This window comes from Streptomyces sp. NPDC028305 (assembly GCF_055569495.1).
Window position 1 is genome coordinate 477,947 of sequence record NZ_JBVHTN010000004.1, and the last position, 15,800, is coordinate 493,746.

Below are 15,800 nucleotides of genomic sequence, written 5' to 3' on the forward strand. Positions count from 1 at the left end.
CCGCCGTCAGTCGGCGAAGGTGGCGGACAGCGCCTCGGCCAGCCCCGGCACCAGGTCGGCGCCGGTGAGCACGTCGGTGGGCGAGTCCTTCTCGCGCAGCCGCACCGCCGCCTCGCGCGACCCGTCCCGCAGCACCGCGACCGTCATGCGGACCTCCTGGCGGTCCGGATGCTTCGCGACCCAGGCGGCGAGCTGCTTCTCGCTCAGGTTCTGGGGCACGGAGTCCTCGGCGGACGGCGGCAGCATCAGGCGCTCGACGGTGAGTGCGCAGCCGACCACCGCGTCGGGCCAGGCGATGGTGGCCAGGAACTCGTCCAAGGGGGTGCCAGCGGGCAGCTCGTCCTGCTCGATGGGGGTGAGGGTGGCGGCCTCCGTGGTGTCGGTCTCCTCGTCGAGCCCGAGCTGGGCGGCCAGGCCGGGCTCCTGTTCGCGCAGCCGCGCGGTGTCGACGAGGGCGAAGAGGCGGGCCGGGCGGTCCCAGCCGAGCCCGGCGGCGTACTCGTCGATCTCGAGGACGGCACGGGTCAGCGGATTGGCGGCCAGGGGCCCGGAGGGAGGGGGAACGTTCGACATGGGTCATATCGTGCCCTGATCGGACCCGGAAACGGGAACTGAGTAAAGCCTGGGTAAGTTGCTCCATTGGGTCCTACTGCCCGGACCCGCTAGTCGACAGCGAACTTCGAGGTGCACACCTTGGCTTTCCAGATGCCGGACCGCGGCGGAGGCCCGACGGGGCCGCGGATCAGAGTCGGCCGACCGTCCCGGCGAGTCCGGACCCTGCTCATGACCCTGGGTGTGCTGGCCGTGCTGGCCATGCTCTTCGTCATGTTCGCGGGGTATTGGACCGACTGGCTCTGGTACCGCTCGGTCCATTACTCCTCGGTCTTCACCACCACCCTGTGGACCAAGATCGGTCTGTTCTTCGTCTTCGGCCTGCTGATGTCCCTGGCCGTCGGCGTCAACATCTGGCTGGCGCACCGGCTGCGGCCGCCGCTGAGCGCGATGTCGCTGGAGCAGCAGAGCCTGGACCGCTACCGCATGGGCATCGCGCCCTACAAGAAGTGGGTGCTGCTGGCGATCACCGTGGTGGTCGGGCTGATCGCGGGAGCTTCCGCGTCCAGCCAGTGGCGTACCTGGCTGCTGTGGGTCAACGGCGTGCCGTTCCACCAGTACGACCCGCAGTTCCACTTGGACGTCAAGTTCTACGCCTTCGACCTGCCCTGGTACCGCTTCCTGCTGAGCTTCGGCTTCGCGGCGACGGTGCTCTCGCTGGTCGCCGCCGCGCTGGTGCACTACCTCTACGGAGGCCTGCGCGTCACCAGCCCGGGCGCCCGCGCGACCGGCGCGGCCACCGGCCATCTGTCGGTGCTGCTGGGCATCTTCGTCAGCCTCAAGGCCGTGGCGTACTGGCTCGACCGGTACGGGCTTGCGGTGAAGTCGAGCGACTTCAAGTCGTCCAGCAACTGGACCGGTCTGCGCTATGTGGACGCCCACGCCTATCTGCCCGCGAAGACGATCCTCTTCTGCATCGCGGCGATCTGCGCCGTGCTGTTCTTCGCGACGCTGTGGCGGCGCACCTGGCAGCTGCCCGTCATCGGCTTCGGCCTGATGGTGCTGTCGGCGATCCTGATCGGCGGGCTCTACCCGGCGATCGTGCAGAAGTTCCAGGTCCAGCCCAATGAGCAGGCCAAGGAAACGCCGTACATCAAGAAGAACATCGAGGCCACGCGCAAGGCGTACGGCATCGACGGCTCCGACGTGCGGGACTACGAGGGCGAGGCGCCCAAGGACGCGGACCGCAAGCAGCTGCGCGCCGACGCCGACGCCACGGCCAGCCTGCGGCTGCTCGACCCGAATGTGGTCTCCCCGACCTTCCAGCAGCTCCAGCAGGTCAAGGACTACTACGGCTTCCCGTCCACCCTGGACGTGGACCGTTACAAGACCCCGGACGGCAAGGACCAGGACACCGTCATCGGGCTGCGCGAGCTGAACGTGAGCGGTATCCCCGAGCACAACTGGATCAACGACCACTTCAAGTACACCCATGGGTACGGCGCGGTCGCGGCCAAGGGCACCACGACGTCCCAGACGCGGCGCGGCGCTCCGGACTTCATCGAGGAGGACCTGCCGTCCAAGGGTCAGCTCCCGAAGTACGAGCAGCGCATCTACTACGGCGAGAAGACCACCCAGTACTCGATCGTCGGCGGTCCGCAGAAGGAGCTGGACTACTCCAGCGACAAGGGTGAGAAGACCTACCGGTACCAGGGCGACAGCGGCGTCAAGCTGTCCAACCCGATCACCCGCGCCGCGTACGCGCTGACCTTCAGTGAGCCCCAGATCCTGTACTCCGGGGCCATAGGGGACGGTTCGCGGATCCTCTACAACCGCACGCCCAAGGAGCGCGTCGAGGCGGTCGCCCCGTGGCTGACCATCGACGGCGACGCCTATCCGGCGGTGGTCGACGGCCGGGTCAAGTGGATAGTGGACGCCTACACGACGACGGACGGCTATCCGTACGCGTCGCGTACGACACTCGGCGACACGACGGCCGACTCGCTCAACGACCACGACGGCGAGCGGTCGGTGGTCGCGCAGCAGAACAAGGTCAACTACATCCGGAACTCGGTCAAGGCGACCGTCGACGCGTACGACGGCAAGGTCACGCTGTACGAGTGGGACACCAAGGACCCGGTGCTGAAGACGTGGAAGAAGGCGTTCCCGGGCACGGTCAAGCCGAAGAGCGCGATCAGCTCCAGCCTGATGGAGCATCTGCGCTATCCGCAGGACCTGTTCAAGGTGCAGCGCGAGCTGCTCACCCGCTACCACGTCACCGACCCCGTGACGTTCTACAGCGGCAGTGAGGTGTGGCAGGTCCCGGACGACCCGACCAACAAGGGCACCTCGGTACCGCCGTACTACCTGAGCATGAAGATGCCGGACCAGAAGGAGCAGACCTTCTCGCTGACGACGACGCTCACGCCCAAGGGCCGGGACAACCTCGGTGCCTTCGTGGCGGTGGACGCGGATTCGGAGAGCAGCGGCTACGGCAAGATCAGAATCCTGAAACTGCCGTCCAACACCGGTGTGGCCGGTCCACAGTTGGTGCAGTCCAAATTCAACTCCGATGACAAGATCGCCGAAACGCTCAACATTCTCAAGCGGGGCGATTCGGATATCGAGTACGGCAATCTGCTCACCGTTCCGCTCGGCGGTGGCCTGCTGTACGTCGAGCCGGTCTATCTGCGAGGCGCCGGTACGGACCTTCCGCTGCTGCGGCAGGTGCTGGTCAGCTACGGGGACAAGACCGCCTTCGAGAGCTCGCTCAGCAAGGCGCTGGACGTGGTCTTCGGTCAGAGCGAACCGTCCGACTCCTCGAGTGGCCAGGACGGCGGCGGTGGCGGTGGCGACACCTCCAAGCCGCCGGCGGCCGGTAACGCCACGGTCGAGCAGGCCCTGAAGGACGCCCAGAAGGCGTACGAGCAGGCCCAGGAGGCGCTCAAGAAGGACCCGCAGGACTGGGAGGCCTACGGCAAGGCCCAGCAGGACCTCAAGGACGCGCTGGACCGGGCCGCCAAGGCCGAGGAGAAGGCGGCCGAGAAGAAGGGCCAGAGCCAGGACGGCGGACAGCAGGACCAGAAGCAGGGTCAGTCCGCCGACGACAAGGCGAGACGGGAAGACGCCTGAGCTGACGCCCCGGCCGCTCGGGTGAATATCCGGGCGGCCGCCACCCCGCGCCGTGGTAACCTTGAGAAACAACGGCGCGGGGTGGAGCAGCTCGGTAGCTCGCTGGGCTCATAACCCAGAGGTCGCAGGTTCAAATCCTGTCCCCGCTACTGACAGACAAGGCCCGGATCCGAAAGGATCCGGGCCTTGTCGTGTGTCCGCCGGACGTCTACCCAAGGAATCGCGATACAAGCGTTTGGGTTGTCTCTCTGTGGGCATGTCGACAAAACGCTGAAGTGACCTCATCGGCTGCGGTATACCAAGGTGTACCCGGGTTGCAGGTGATGCCACGATGGAATTTATGGGGGACAGGGTCAGTCTGTTGGAGACAGGGCGTTTTGCGCACACTCACGACGATGCCGAGGAGGAGGCCCGGCACCGCCGGGCCGCCGAGTCCGGCGACATCGCGTCGATGAGCGCCCTGGGTGCGCTGCTGCTGCGCCGCGGCGACCTCGACGGTGCCGAGGCGCATCTGCGCGGGGCCACCGCCGCGGGCGACCGGGCCGCTGCCAACAACCTCGGTGTCCTTCTCCATCAGCGCGGCTACGCGGACGAGGCGGCAGGCTGGTGGCGCATCGCCGCCGTCGCCGGGTCCGCCGCCGCGGCCCACGCCCTCGGCCGCCACCACCGTGAGCGCGGGGACGAGCCCGCCGCCGAGTACTGGCTGCGCCAGTCCGCCGAGTCCGGCCACGCCCTGGGCGCTTACGCCCTCGGCGACCTGCTGGAGCACCGCAGCGACATCGGCGCCGAGCACTGGTTCCGGTCCGCCGCGGAGCGCGGCCACCGCGAGGCCTCGTACCGCCTCGCCCGCATCCTCGACAAGCGCGAGGACGAGGCCGTCAGAGGCCGCGCCGGTCCCGGCGCCGAGTCGGAGGCCGAGAAGTGGTACCGGCAGGCCGCCGCGCGCGGCCACCGCCGTGCCGCGCTCCACCTGGGCACGCTCCTGGAGAAGCGCGGCGAGATCCAGGAGGCGGGCCGCTGGTACCTGACGTCCGCCAAGGACGGCGAGGCCCGCGCCGCCTGCGCGCTCGGCTTCCTGCTGCGTGACGCGGGCGACACCGACAGCGCCGCCGTCTGGTGGCACCGCGCCGCCCAGGACGGCGACGGCAACGCGGCCAACGCGCTGGGCGCCCTGCACGCCGACCGCGGCGAGACCCAGACCGCCGAGCGCTGGTACCGCACCGCCCTGGACGCCGGGGACATCAACGGCGCGTACAACCTCGGGCTGCTCTGCGCCGAGCAGGGCCGCGCCGCGCAGGCCGAGCAGTGGTACCGCCGCGCCGCCTACGCGGGGCACCGCGAGGCCGCCAACGCGGTGGCCGTCATGCTGCTCCAGCGCTCCGACGCGGCCGGCGCCGAGCCGTGGTTCTCCAAGGCCGCCGAGGCCGGGAGCGTGGACGCCGCGTTCAACCTGGGCATCCTGTACGCCGGGCGGGGCGAGGAGCGGGCCGCCCACCAGTGGTACGAGCGGGCCGCCGCCGCCGGGCACACCGATGCCGCGCTCCAGGTCGGCATCGTCCTGCTGCGCGAGGGCGACGGCCGCGAGGCCGAGCGCCATCTGCGCTGCGCGGCCGGGGGCGGCAGCGCCGAGGCCGCCTTCCGGCTGGGCGCGCTCCTGGACCGGCCGTCCGCCGACGGGGGCGCGCCCCGCGGGTCCCTCGGCCGGGCCGAGACGGAGCCCGCCGTGCCCGAGTACGAGGAGTGGTACGAGCGCGCCGCCCGGCAGGGCCACCGGCGCGCGCAGGTGCGCATGGGCATGCTCGCGGCCGGCCGGGGCGATGTGGTGGAGGCCGCCCGCTGGTACCGCGAGGCCGCCGAGGCCGGCAGCAGCAACGGCGCGTTCAACCTGGGCCTGCTCCTCGCCCGCGAGGGCAGCGAGCCCGAGGCCGCCCTGTGGTGGACCCGCGCCGCCCAAGCGGGCCACGGCCGCGCCGCGCTGCGTCTGGCCCTCCTGGCCGCCCGCCGGGGGGCGCTCTCCGAGGGCCAGCGGTGGTGCGCCCGGGCGGTCGAGCTGGGCCCCGCGGAGGTCGCCGAGCGCGCGGCGCGGCTGCGGGACGCCCTCCAGCAGGAGCTCACGGCGTAGCCCCGCCTTCCCCGGCCCCCTCCTCCTTCCCGCGCCCCTTCCCGCTGATCGCTCTCTGCTCGCGATTTGCCCTGGCCGTCGCCCTGTGGTTAATATTTCGACACACCGACGCGGGGTGGAGCAGCTCGGTAGCTCGCTGGGCTCATAACCCAGAGGTCGCAGGTTCAAATCCTGTCCCCGCTACCAAGGCGAAGGGCCCGGATCCTCAAGGATCCGGGCCCTTCGTGTCGCGCCCGTGCGTCCGGGACCGGGCGGTCGCCTGGGGTCAGGCGGCCACGCAGTCGGGGCAGAGTCCGCGGTAGGTGACCTCGGCCGCCGAGACCGCGAAGCCGAAGCGCTCCTCCGAGGGGAGGTCGGCCAGCGGGTCGCCGGAGGGGTGGACGTCGCGGATGGTGCCGCACCGCGCGCACACCAGGTGCTGGTGGGCGTGGTGGGCGTTCGGGTCGTACCGCTTGGCCCGGCCGTCCGTGCTGACCTCGATCACCTCGCCGAGCGAAACCAACTCCCCGAGGGTGTTGTATACGGTCGCGCGCGAGATCTCGGGCAGACGCCCGGCTGCGAGGGCGTGAACCTCATCGGCGGTGTAGTGCACATGGTCCCCGTCGAGGACCTCGGCGACGACGCGCCGCTGTGCCGTCAACCGCCAGCCGCGTCCCCGGAGTCGTTCCAGCAGGTCACTCATGCCATTCACCTATCAGTCAGATAAGGCAAGGGTAGCAGTGGGCGCGTCCATGACCAGATCTGTTATCACTCTGAAGGCATTATTGAGTTAGACGTTGTCCAGGGTGGGCTTCGTCTCAGCCTGCCAGTGCCGGTGCCGGCCGCCGTGCGCCGGTCCAGCAGCGGATGATGTCGCGCACCGACACCACGCCCACGGGGTCGCCCGCGTCCAGGACGATCAGATGGCGGAAGCCGCCGTGGGACATCGCGCGCGCCGCCTCGTCGAGCGTCCACTGGGGCGCGGCGAAGACGACGTCGGAGGTGGTGTGGGCGTGGGCCGGCTCATGGTCCGGGTCCTGGCCCGCTCCCAGTGAGTTGAGGACGTCGCGCTCGGTCAGGATGCCGAGCCCGCTGGTGTCGGGGTCCAGCACGATCGCCGAGCCGACGCATCGCGCGGACATCAACCGGGCGGCCTGGCGCAGGGTGTGGGTGGGGCCGATGGTGAGCACCACGGAACTCATGGCGTCGCGGACGAGCATGGGTGGGGACATGGTCGTCGCCTCCTCCTTGGCGAATCCTTACTGCGGGGGGTTGAACGGCTGCGCGGGTGAACGATTGCGGGGGTGAGCGAAACCGCGGCGACTGCACAAGTTCACAAGCGCGCGGATTCACATGTTCACATGGGGGCGCGGGCGTCAACAAGGGGCGTGCGGAAGCCGATCTACCGCCTGGTGCGCCCCCGCGCTCCGGGATGTACGAGCCGGTCCGGGCCCGCCAGCGGCCCTAGCCGCCCAGATAGTTCAGCAGTTCGCCGTGCAACAGGCCGTTCGATGCCGCCGCGTCACCGCTGAGCACCCCCGGCACCCCGTCGAGTCCCGTGAAGCGGCCGCCCGCCTCCTGAACGATGACCGCGTTCGCCGCCATGTCCCACAGTGACAACTCCGGCTCGGCGCAGATGTCCACCGACCCCTCGGCGACCATCATGTACGGCCAGAAGTCGCCATAGCCGCGCGTCCGCCAGCAGGCCCGCGTCAGATCGAGGAAGCCGTTCAGCCTGCCGCGCTCCTCCCAGCCACTGAGCGAGGAGTACGCGAACGACGCGTCCTCCAGCCGCGACACCTGCGAAACCCCCAGCCGGGTCGCGGACGACAGGCTCCGGCCGGTGTACGCCCCCAGCCCCTCGGCCGCCCACCAGCGGCGGCCGAGCGCGGGCGCCGACACCACCCCGACGACCGGCCGGTCGCCGCCCTGGCCGCGCTCCATGAGCGCGATCAGTGTGGCCCAGACGGGCACCCCGCGCACATAGTTCTTGGTGCCGTCGATCGGGTCCACGATCCAGCGGCGCGGACCGCTGCCCTCGCTGCCGAACTCCTCACCCAGCACCGCGTCCCGCGGCCGGGCGCGCTGGAGCGAGCTGCGGATCAGTTCCTCGGCCGCCTTGTCGGCCTCGCTGACCGGCGTCATATCAGGTTTCGTCTCGACCTTGAGGTCGAGCGCCTTGAATCGCTCCATGGTGGTGGCGTCGGCGGCATCGGCGAGTACATGGGCGAGACGCAGGTCATCGTGGTAGTCGGGCATGGCCGAACAGTATCGATACGGATTCGGCCGATCCACACGACGACGGCCGGACGGGGGGCGCCCGGGGCGTACGCCGTGGCCATTGACATCACCTGGCGGTGCGTCAATTCTGTCCGCACGTGCCGCTGAAGAGGGACGCATGGCCTGGGAGGCGACGATGCCCGCAGCACGTGAATCCTTGCTCGACGCGGCCTTCACCGCGCTCGCCGACCGCCCGTGGGCGTTGATCCGCATGGTCGATGTGGCGTTGGCGGCCGGGGTCTCGCGGCAGACGCTCTACAACGAGTTCGGCAGCAAGGACGGCCTCGCGCGCGCTCTGGTGCGCCGGGAGGCGGAGGCGTATCTGACCGGCGTCGAGCGGGCGCTGTCCGGAGCGTCCGGCGCCGCCGGCCCGGACGAGCGGCTGGCGGCCGCGGTGGTCTGGACCCTGCGGGTGGCGGCCGCGAACCCTCTGGTGCGGGCGGTGCTCACCGGCTGCTGGAGCGAACGGCTGCCCTCGCCCGCGCACGCGGGGGCGGGAGCCGGTACCGGTGCCGGTGCCGCTCCGGTGAGGCCGTCGTGGCGCCCGGACCGCCCGGACGATCCGCTGCCCTCGCCCGTCGAGGTCCTGGCCCAGATCAGGGACCGCGCGGTGCGCCTGCTGGCGGGCGACTGGCCGCAGGGCGCGGCGGCGGACCTCGGCCGGGCCTGCGAGACGGCGGCGCGCCTGGCGCTGTCGTACGTGGTCGCGCCCGTGTCGGAGGAGGAGGCGGAGAGCGCGGTACGCGGCGTCCTGGCCTAGGCCGGCACTTTCGCCACGGCCCTAGTGGGCCGAGCCGGAGAGCTGGAGTCCTATCACGCCGGCGATCACCAGCGTGATGGAGATGATCTTGAGCGTGGAGACCAGGTCACCGAGGAAGACCATGCCGTAGATCGCCGTTCCGGCCGCCCCGATGCCCGTCCACACCGCGTACGCCGGGCCCACGTCCAGCTTCTTCAGAGAGAGCGTCAGCAGGCCGAAGCTGCCCAGCGCGAAGGCGCAGAAGGCGATGGTCGGCCAGAGTCTGGTGAAGCCGTGCGAGAGTTTGAGACAGACGGCGAAGCCGGTTTCGAGTAGCCCGGCGACCACGACCAGCAGCCACGCCATACAAGTCCTCCCGCGCCGGTGTCGGCTGCTTCCGCCTCGCTCGCCTGGAGCCGATCTCGCGATCTGGATCGGCCCGGTGTGATTATCCAGTTACCTCCCATGTGATGGGGGGTGGCAAACGTCGCGCGGGCGGGCGGATCAGTCGCCCTCGCGCCGCTCCCGTGTGGCCAGCAGCCGCCGCAGGGAGTAGAGCCGGGCCGGGTCGGCGTGGCCGTCGGCGACCCACTGGTCCAGCGCGCAGTCCGGCTCGTCGTGGCTACAGGCCCGCGGGCAGCCCTCGGTGCCGGGCTCCAGGTCCGGGAAGGCCTGGATGACCCGCGCGGGGTCGACGTGGTGCAGCCCGAAGGACCGTACGCCCGGGGTGTCGATGACCCATCCGTCGTCGCCGGGCAGCGGCAGCGCGAGCGCGGAGGTGGTGGTGTGGCGGCCGCGGCCGGTCACCGCGTTGACCCGGCCCGTGGCCCGCTTGCGCTCCGGCACCAGGGCGTTGACCAGGGTGGTCTTGCCGACGCCCGAGTGCCCGACGAAGACCGTGACCTGGTCCGCAAGCCGCGCGCGCACCCGGTCGGCCGCGGCGCCGTCGGTCAACTCCTCGCGGTTGGTGACGACATAGGGGATGCCGAGCGGCTCGTAGGTCTCCAGGAGCGGGGCCGCCGGAGCCAGGTCGGACTTGGTGAGGACCAGCAGCGGGGAAAGACCGGCGTCGAAGGCGGCGACCAGACAGCGGTCGATCAGCCGCGGGCGCGGCTCCGGATCGGCGAGCGCGGTGACGATCGCCAGCTGGTCGGCGTTGGCCACGACCACTCGCTCGAACGGGTCGTCGTCATCGGCGGTACGGCGCAGCACCGACGAGCGCTCCTCGACCCGCACGATCCGCGCGAGGGTGTCCTTGGCCCCCGACAGATCCCCGACGACCGCGACCCTGTCCCCGACCACCACGCCCTTGCGGCCCAGCTCGCGGGCCTTCATGGCGATGATCGTGCGGTCCTCGACCAGGACGGTCAGCCGGCCGCGGTCGATGGTCAGCACAAACCCCTCGGCGGCGTCCGCGTGCTTGGGGCGGATGCTGGTGCGGGGCCGGTTGCCCTTGCGGTTGGGGCGGACCCGGACGTCGTCCTCGTCGGTGTGCTTGCCGTAGCGGCGCATGGCGGGGGCGCCTCAGGCTCTCCGCGCCGGGGCCGTCGCCGCGTCGAGCATGCCGCTCCACAGGCCGGGGAAGTCGGGCAGGGTCTTGGCCGTGGTGGCCACGTTCTCGATCCGCACGCCCTCGACGACCAGGCCGATGACCGCGCCCGCGGTGGCCAGCCGGTGGTCCTCGTAGGTGTGGAAGACCCCGCCGTGCAGCGGGCGCGGGCGGATCCGCAGCCCGTCGGCGGTCTCGGTGACATCGCCGCCCAGCTCGTTGATCTCCTTGGCCAGGGCCGCGAGCCGGTCGGTCTCGTGCAGCCGCAGATGCGCGATGCCGCTCAGCGTGGACTCGGAGTCGGCCAGCGCCGCCACCGCCGCGATCACCGGGGTGAGCTCGCCCACCTCGTGCAGATCGGCGTCGATGCCGGTGATCCGGCCGGTGCCGGTGAAGGTCAGCCCGGCTTCGGTGAGCTCGCAGGAGCCGCCCATGTCGGTGAAGATCCGGCGCAGCGAGTCGCCGGGCTGGGTGGTGCGCTCCGGCCAGTCCGGGATCGTCACCCGGCCGCCGGTGACCAGGGCGGCCGCCAGGAACGGCGCCGCGTTGGACAGATCGGGCTCGACCACCAGGTCGCGGCCCAGCAGCGCGCTGGGCGACACCCGCCAGACGTTCGGCTCGCCGCCCGCCTCCGGGGCGTCCACGGCCGCGCCCGCGGCCCGCAGCATGTCGACGGTCATCCGGATGTGCGGCAGCGAGGGCAGCGCGGCGCCCACATGGCGCACCTCGACGCCCTGGTTGAAGCGCGGCGCGGACAGCAGCAGCGCGCTGACGAACTGCGACGAGGAGGAGGCGTCGATGCGCACCGGGCCGCCGTCCAGCGCCCCGCCGCCGTGCACGGTCATGGGCAGCGAGCCGCGGCCGTCGTCGTCGATCCGGGCGCCGAGCGCGCGCAGCGCGTCGATCACGCCGTGCAGCGGACGCTCGTGCGAGCGCTTGTCGCCGTCGAACCGGACCGGGCCGTCGGCCAGCGCCGCGACCGGCGGCAGAAAGCGCATCACGGTGCCGGCGTTGCCGACGTCCACGGTGGCCGGGCCGTGCAGCCCCGCCGGGATGACCCGCCAGGCCTCGCCGCCGCCCGCGGAGCCCGGCGCGCCGTGGGAGCCGGGGGAATAGTCGGGGACCGTCTCCTCGATGCCCACGCCCAGGGCGCGCAGCGCCTCGGCCATCAGGAGGGTGTCGCGGGAGCGCAGCGGGCGGCGCAGCCAGCCGGGCTCGGCGGCGAGCGCCGCCAGGATCAGGCCGCGGTTGGTGACCGACTTGGATCCGGGCACGGTGACGGTCGCGTCGACCGCTCTGTCGGCGAGCGGAGCGGGCCAGAGGGCGGAGTGCGCGCCCGAAGAGGTCTCAATGCCGGTCATGGCTCTCACTTTAGTGGCTCGCCGAGAGTGAGATTCCTGATCAAAAGTGGCGAAACCCAGTCGAAACACGCCGCTGGTATGAACAGCTCGCGGTTGGCTCGGGGCCGGGTCGGGGCCGGCTCGCGGCCAGGTCGAGGACCGGCGGGACCTCGGTTCACACCCCCAGCAGCCAGCGGCCGCCGCCGATCAGCGAGGTCAGCGAGACCACGTGGAAGAGCAGCAGCCAGACCGTGGCCGGCACATTGGTCAGCCGGGCCAGCTGATCGGGGTCGGAGTCGTGCGCCCCCGAGTAGCGGCGCTTGCGCTGAAGTTCGAACGGGGGGCGTACGCCGCCGAGGAGCAGAAACCAGACCACGCCGTACGCGAAGGCCGCCTGGACGTCCGGCTCGGTCAGCCAGGAGACCAGGAAGAAGGCGGCCCCGGAGAGGACCACGGTGAGCACGCCGTACGCGTTGCGGATCATGACCAGCATCGCGGCCAGCAGCGCCGTCGTCCCCCACAGCAGCGCGGTGATGTGGCCCGCGGCCAGCAGCCACGCGCCCGCCAGGCCGAGCAGGGACGGCGCGGTGTATCCGGCGGCCGCGGTGAGGATCATGCCGAGGCCGGTGGGCTTGCCGCGCGAGACGGTCAGCCCCGAGGTGTCCGAGTGCAGACGTATCCCGTCCAGCCGCCGCCCGCTGACCAGCGCCACCAGGCCGTGGCCGCCCTCGTGGGCGATGGTGATGGCGTTGCGGGCGATCCGCCAGGCGATCTGGGAGACGACCGCCGAGAGCGCGATGAGCCCGGTGGCGGCGACCAGCCAGGGGGTGGGGTCCGGCTGGGTGCCGACGACGCGGTCCCACAGATCGGCGGCGTTCGTGCTGTCCATGCGCGGGAGGCTCCTCGCGTCCGAGTTCGGTGCTTCTTCTGTTCTGTACGTTCTTCTTGGTCGCGCGGTTTCGACGGCCCGGCGTCACCGGCCCCGGGCGTCGTGGCAGTGTGGCACCTATGTGCGGTCGATACGCAGCGAGCCGGAAGCCCGAGGACCTCGTGGGCCTCTTCGCGGTGCAGAAGTGGGAGCCGGAGGAGACGCTGGCCCCGGACTGGAACGTCGCGCCCACCAAGGACGTGTACGCGGTTCTGGAACGCCCTCTGAAGGACGCCGACGAGCCGGGCCCGGTCCGCCAGCTGAGAGCGCTGAAGTGGGGACTGGTCCCGTCCTGGGCCAAGTCGCCGGACACCGGCGTGAAGATGATCAACGCGCGGGCGGAGACGGTCCACGAGAAGCCCTCGTACCGCCGCCCCTTCGCCTCGCGCCGCTGTCTGCTGCCCGCCGACGGCTACTACGAGTGGGTCACCGCACCGGCGGAGCGGCAGCTGGAGGAGCAGGGGAAGCGCAAGCGGCCGCGCAAGCAGCCGTACTTCGTGACCCCGGTGGACGGCTCGGTGATGGCCATGGCCGGGCTGTACGAGTTCTGGCGGGACCGGACGCTGCCGGACGACCATCCGCGGGCCTGGTGGGTGACCTGCACGGTCATCACGACCGAGGCGGAGAAGGAGCCGTTCCCGCTGCTGGGCGAGGGCGGCGACGACGCCGGCGCGGGGCCGCGGTCGCTCGCCGACATCCACCCGCGGATGCCGCTCGTGCTCACCGAGGACCGCTGGGCGGACTGGCTCGACCCCTCCCACACCGACCCCGACGAGCTGCGCCCGCTGCTCGCCCCGCCGCCCGCGGGGCTGCTGCGCGCCTACCCGGTCGCCACGGCCGTGAGTGACGTTCGCAACAACGGGCCGGAGCTGGTGGCCGAGCTGGAGGCCCCCGAGGCGGGCACGCTCTTCTGAGCCGCGTTCTGCGCCGCGTTCTGCGCCGCCGGTCTTCCGATCGGCGCGGGGTCGATACCGCGGCGCGCCGCCCGGACGCGGCAGGATGGGCCTGTGAGCGCCGAGCAGACCCAGCAGACCGCACAGACCGGTGAGCCGTCCGGAGCGACGACGGCCGGGACCGGCGAGACCGTGCCGACCCCCGCCGGTGACGCCCGCATCACCTGGCACCGCGCCGCCTCCGCCTCCGGCGCCCGCGCCGTGCTGGCCGTGAGCCATGGCGCCGGGGGCGGGATCGAGGCCCGGGACCTGCGGGCGCTGGCCGCCGCGCTGCCGCCGCTGGGCGTCGATGTCGCGCTGGTCGAGCAGCCGTGGCGGGTGGCGGGGAAGAAGGTCGCGCCCGCGCCCAAGACCCTGGACACCGGATGGCGCGCGCTGTGGCCCGCGCTGGAGAAGCCCGGGCTGCCGGTCGTCGCGGGCGGGCGCAGCGCCGGGGCGCGGGTGGCCTGCCGTACGGCGCGCGAGCTGGGCGCGAGCGCCGTGCTGGCGCTGTCCTTCCCGCTGCACCCGCCGGGCAGGCCGGAGCGGTCCCGGGCCGAGGAGCTGCTGGACGCCGGCCTGCCGACGCTGGTGGTCCAGGGCGACCGGGACCCGTTCGGCCGCCCCGAGGAGTTCCCCGAGCTGCCCGTCGGCATGGAGCTGGTCGGGATCCCGCACGGCGACCACGGTTTCGCCGTGCCGAAGAGGGCGGACATCGGCCAGGAGGAGGCGCTGGCGCTGATCACCGGAGCCGTCGCCGACTGGCTGGCCCGCCTACCGGGCTGAGCTGCGCGGACGTGCCGTATCGAGCGGCGGAGGCGGCCCGGGAATGCGATCGGGACGCTGTGTGTTGTAGCGCGCGTAGCTATGAATCAGGACAAGGCACAGGCTCAGGTACCCGCACCAGGAGAAGGAGTCCCCAGTATGGGTTCGCTCGCTTGCCCGGCCCGCCCGCGCGCCGCCGACCTGGACTGGTCGCAGCCGCAGCCGGGGTGGACCGCCCGGAACGAAGCGGCGGGCGGACCGGATCGTCGTCTATTCTCCGATTCGAGTGGGTCCGCATTCGGCGGTCCCGACACGAAGGCGGAGGAGGTGGGTCAGGTCACTGGCACCGACGCGGGGACCGACGGCGTGACCGAGGGCCGGCCGGCCGGGCAGCCGCACGAGACTGACGCCGAGCGCAACGCGCGCTTCGAGCGGGACGCCCTCACGTTCCTCGACCAGATGTACTCCGCCGCATTGCGTATGACGCGCAATCCGGCCGATGCCGAGGACCTGGTCCAGGAGACGTACGCGAAGGCCTACGGGTCGTTCCACCAGTTCCGTGAGGGCACCAACCTCAAGGCGTGGATGTACCGCATCCTCACCAACACCTTCATCAACTCGTACCGCAAGAAGCAGCGGGAGCCCCAGCGCAGCGCGGCCGAGGAGATCGAGGACTGGCAGCTCGCGCGCGCCGAGTCGCACATGTCGACCGGTCTGCGCTCCGCCGAGTCGCAGGCGCTCGACCACCTCCCCGACTCGGATGTCAAGGAAGCGCTCCAGGCCATTCCCGAGGAGTTCCGCATAGCGGTCTATCTCGCGGACGTCGAGGGGTTTGCCTACAAGGAGATCGCGGACATCATGGGGACACCCATCGGTACCGTGATGTCGCGGCTGCACCGTGGGCGCCGCCAGCTGCGCGGACTGCTCGAGGACTATGCCCGTGGGCGCGGGCTGGTCCCGGCCGGCGCGCCCGCCGCGGCGGACGAGTCGCACGATCGGAAAGGCGCGGACTCATGAGCTGCGGAGAGCCGCACGAGACGGATTGCTCCGAGGTCCTCGACCACCTCTACGAGTTTCTCGATCGCGAGATGCCCGACGTGGACCGCGCCAAGCTGGAGGTGCACTTCCACGAGTGCTCCCCCTGCCTGGAGAAGTACGGGCTGGAGCAGGCCGTCAAGAAGCTGGTCAAGCGGTGCTGCGGCCATGACGACGTGCCCAGCGACCTGCGCTCGAAGGTCATGAACCGCATCGAGCTGATCCGCTCCGGCGAAGTCGCGCCGGAGCGGGAGGTCGTCGCGGAGGCGAACGCGCCGACGCCCGCGCAGGACTAGGCGCCCTCCGGCGGGCTGTTCCGTTCACCGCCGTGCGGGGCCGAGGCCCTGCGCGCTGTCCGGGCAGCCCGGCCCGGCTCGCGCGTTCGTACAGTACGGCCGCCCGATCATCACCCGAAGGTGTGCAATCGGGCGGAGCACACGGACGAAC

At 71.4% G+C, this 15,800-nt stretch carries 15 protein-coding genes and 2 tRNA genes; 9 read left to right on the forward strand and 8 right to left on the reverse strand.

The window, feature by feature from the left end; all coding sequences use genetic code 11:
• Positions 1 to 6: 6 nt before the first annotated feature.
• On the reverse strand, positions 7 to 573 hold the full coding sequence (locus ACZ4WQ_RS18415; RefSeq protein ID WP_311729752.1) for a PPA1309 family protein: 567 nt from the start codon (positions 571 to 573) through the stop codon (positions 7 to 9).
• Positions 574 to 705: 132 nt separating this feature from the next.
• Here ACZ4WQ_RS18415 and ACZ4WQ_RS18420 point away from each other — a divergent pair, with 132 nt between their 5' ends.
• The 4 genes from ACZ4WQ_RS18420 (at position 706) to ACZ4WQ_RS18435 (ending at position 5,992) form a co-directional block, all read left to right on the forward strand.
• Positions 706 to 3,684 (forward strand): UPF0182 family membrane protein, encoded by a 2,979-nt coding sequence (locus ACZ4WQ_RS18420; protein ID WP_398371826.1) that lies wholly within the window; start codon positions 706 to 708, stop codon positions 3,682 to 3,684.
• A gap of 75 nt (positions 3,685 to 3,759) precedes the next feature.
• A tRNA-Met gene (locus ACZ4WQ_RS18425) sits at positions 3,760 to 3,833 on the forward strand.
• Positions 3,834 to 4,015: 182 nt separating this feature from the next.
• Complete coding sequence (locus ACZ4WQ_RS18430; RefSeq protein WP_385348426.1) at positions 4,016 to 5,806, forward strand: tetratricopeptide repeat protein; 1,791 nt, start codon at positions 4,016 to 4,018, stop codon at positions 5,804 to 5,806.
• A 109-nt stretch (positions 5,807 to 5,915) separates the two neighbouring features.
• A tRNA-Met gene (locus ACZ4WQ_RS18435) sits at positions 5,916 to 5,992 on the forward strand.
• 79 nt (positions 5,993 to 6,071) lie between these two features.
• Here the strand turns inward: ACZ4WQ_RS18435 and ACZ4WQ_RS18440 are convergent.
• The 3 genes from ACZ4WQ_RS18440 to hisN form a co-directional block, all read right to left on the reverse strand.
• Positions 6,072 to 6,488 carry a Fur family transcriptional regulator gene (locus ACZ4WQ_RS18440; protein WP_311729754.1) on the reverse strand — a complete coding sequence of 139 codons (417 nt, stop codon included), beginning with the start codon at positions 6,486 to 6,488 and terminating at the stop codon, positions 6,072 to 6,074.
• Between the two features lie 115 nt (positions 6,489 to 6,603).
• Positions 6,604 to 7,005, reverse strand: coding sequence for a CBS domain-containing protein (locus tag ACZ4WQ_RS18445; RefSeq protein WP_311729855.1), 402 nt, complete (start codon positions 7,003 to 7,005; stop codon positions 6,604 to 6,606).
• 244 nt (positions 7,006 to 7,249) lie between these two features.
• Positions 7,250 to 8,044, reverse strand: coding sequence for a histidinol-phosphatase (gene hisN, locus ACZ4WQ_RS18450; protein ID WP_311729755.1), 795 nt, complete (start codon positions 8,042 to 8,044; stop codon positions 7,250 to 7,252).
• 157 nt (positions 8,045 to 8,201) lie between these two features.
• On the opposite strand from hisN, the gene ACZ4WQ_RS18455 reads away from it, so the two are divergent.
• Positions 8,202 to 8,825 carry a TetR/AcrR family transcriptional regulator gene (locus ACZ4WQ_RS18455; RefSeq protein ID WP_358844473.1) on the forward strand — a complete coding sequence of 208 codons (624 nt, stop codon included), beginning with the start codon at positions 8,202 to 8,204 and terminating at the stop codon, positions 8,823 to 8,825.
• 21 nt (positions 8,826 to 8,846) lie between these two features.
• Here ACZ4WQ_RS18455 and ACZ4WQ_RS18460 read toward each other — a convergent pair whose 3' ends face one another.
• The 4 genes from ACZ4WQ_RS18460 to ACZ4WQ_RS18475 form a co-directional block, all read right to left on the reverse strand.
• Complete coding sequence (locus ACZ4WQ_RS18460; RefSeq protein WP_311729757.1) at positions 8,847 to 9,170, reverse strand: DMT family transporter; 324 nt, start codon at positions 9,168 to 9,170, stop codon at positions 8,847 to 8,849.
• Positions 9,171 to 9,308: 138 nt separating this feature from the next.
• Positions 9,309 to 10,316 carry a ribosome small subunit-dependent GTPase A gene (rsgA, locus tag ACZ4WQ_RS18465; RefSeq protein WP_385348421.1) on the reverse strand — a complete coding sequence of 336 codons (1,008 nt, stop codon included), beginning with the start codon at positions 10,314 to 10,316 and terminating at the stop codon, positions 9,309 to 9,311.
• A gap of 12 nt (positions 10,317 to 10,328) precedes the next feature.
• Positions 10,329 to 11,714, reverse strand: a complete 1,386-nt coding sequence (gene aroA / locus ACZ4WQ_RS18470; protein WP_311729759.1) for a 3-phosphoshikimate 1-carboxyvinyltransferase — start codon at positions 11,712 to 11,714, stop codon at positions 10,329 to 10,331.
• 154 nt (positions 11,715 to 11,868) lie between these two features.
• Complete coding sequence (locus tag ACZ4WQ_RS18475) at positions 11,869 to 12,582, reverse strand: M50 family metallopeptidase (protein WP_398371212.1); 714 nt, start codon at positions 12,580 to 12,582, stop codon at positions 11,869 to 11,871.
• Between the two features lie 119 nt (positions 12,583 to 12,701).
• Here ACZ4WQ_RS18475 and ACZ4WQ_RS18480 point away from each other — a divergent pair, with 119 nt between their 5' ends.
• From ACZ4WQ_RS18480 to rsrA, 4 genes are all read left to right on the forward strand, one after another.
• Positions 12,702 to 13,535 (forward strand): SOS response-associated peptidase, encoded by an 834-nt coding sequence (locus ACZ4WQ_RS18480; RefSeq protein WP_385348414.1) that lies wholly within the window; start codon positions 12,702 to 12,704, stop codon positions 13,533 to 13,535.
• A 171-nt stretch (positions 13,536 to 13,706) separates the two neighbouring features.
• Entirely contained in the window at positions 13,707 to 14,339 is a 633-nt protein-coding gene (locus ACZ4WQ_RS18485; RefSeq protein ID WP_398371828.1) for an alpha/beta hydrolase family protein, read from the forward strand.
• Between the two features lie 306 nt (positions 14,340 to 14,645).
• Positions 14,646 to 15,335: a sigma-70 family RNA polymerase sigma factor gene (locus tag ACZ4WQ_RS18490; protein WP_311729762.1), complete on the forward strand. Its 690-nt coding sequence runs from the start codon at positions 14,646 to 14,648 to the stop codon at positions 15,333 to 15,335.
• On the forward strand, positions 15,332 to 15,649 hold the full coding sequence (rsrA, locus tag ACZ4WQ_RS18495; protein ID WP_089504922.1) for a mycothiol system anti-sigma-R factor: 318 nt from the start codon (positions 15,332 to 15,334) through the stop codon (positions 15,647 to 15,649). Before ACZ4WQ_RS18490 ends, rsrA begins: the two co-directional genes overlap by 4 nt.
• The last annotated feature ends 151 nt before the right edge of the window (positions 15,650 to 15,800 follow it).

Coding starts and splice junctions, on each gene's coding strand:
- ACZ4WQ_RS18445 (WP_311729855.1), bottom strand. CDS start 7,005: ATGCTCGTCCGCGACGCCATGAGTTCCGTGGTGCTCACCATCGGCCCC.
- ACZ4WQ_RS18440 (WP_311729754.1), bottom strand. CDS start 6,488: ATGAGTGACCTGCTGGAACGACTCCGGGGACGCGGCTGGCGGTTGACG.
- ACZ4WQ_RS18415 (WP_311729752.1), bottom strand. CDS start 573: ATGTCGAACGTTCCCCCTCCCTCCGGGCCCCTGGCCGCCAATCCGCTG.
- ACZ4WQ_RS18455 (WP_358844473.1), top strand. CDS start 8,202: ATGCCCGCAGCACGTGAATCCTTGCTCGACGCGGCCTTCACCGCGCTC.
- ACZ4WQ_RS18460 (WP_311729757.1), bottom strand. CDS start 9,170: ATGGCGTGGCTGCTGGTCGTGGTCGCCGGGCTACTCGAAACCGGCTTC.
- aroA (WP_311729759.1), bottom strand. CDS start 11,714: ATGACCGGCATTGAGACCTCTTCGGGCGCGCACTCCGCCCTCTGGCCC.
- rsrA (WP_089504922.1), top strand. CDS start 15,332: ATGAGCTGCGGAGAGCCGCACGAGACGGATTGCTCCGAGGTCCTCGAC.
- rsgA (WP_385348421.1), bottom strand. CDS start 10,316: ATGCGCCGCTACGGCAAGCACACCGACGAGGACGACGTCCGGGTCCGC.
- ACZ4WQ_RS18475 (WP_398371212.1), bottom strand. CDS start 12,582: ATGGACAGCACGAACGCCGCCGATCTGTGGGACCGCGTCGTCGGCACC.
- ACZ4WQ_RS18430 (WP_385348426.1), top strand. CDS start 4,016: ATGGAATTTATGGGGGACAGGGTCAGTCTGTTGGAGACAGGGCGTTTT.
- ACZ4WQ_RS18420 (WP_398371826.1), top strand. CDS start 706: ATGCCGGACCGCGGCGGAGGCCCGACGGGGCCGCGGATCAGAGTCGGC.
- ACZ4WQ_RS18480 (WP_385348414.1), top strand. CDS start 12,702: ATGTGCGGTCGATACGCAGCGAGCCGGAAGCCCGAGGACCTCGTGGGC.
- hisN (WP_311729755.1), bottom strand. CDS start 8,044: ATGCCCGACTACCACGATGACCTGCGTCTCGCCCATGTACTCGCCGAT.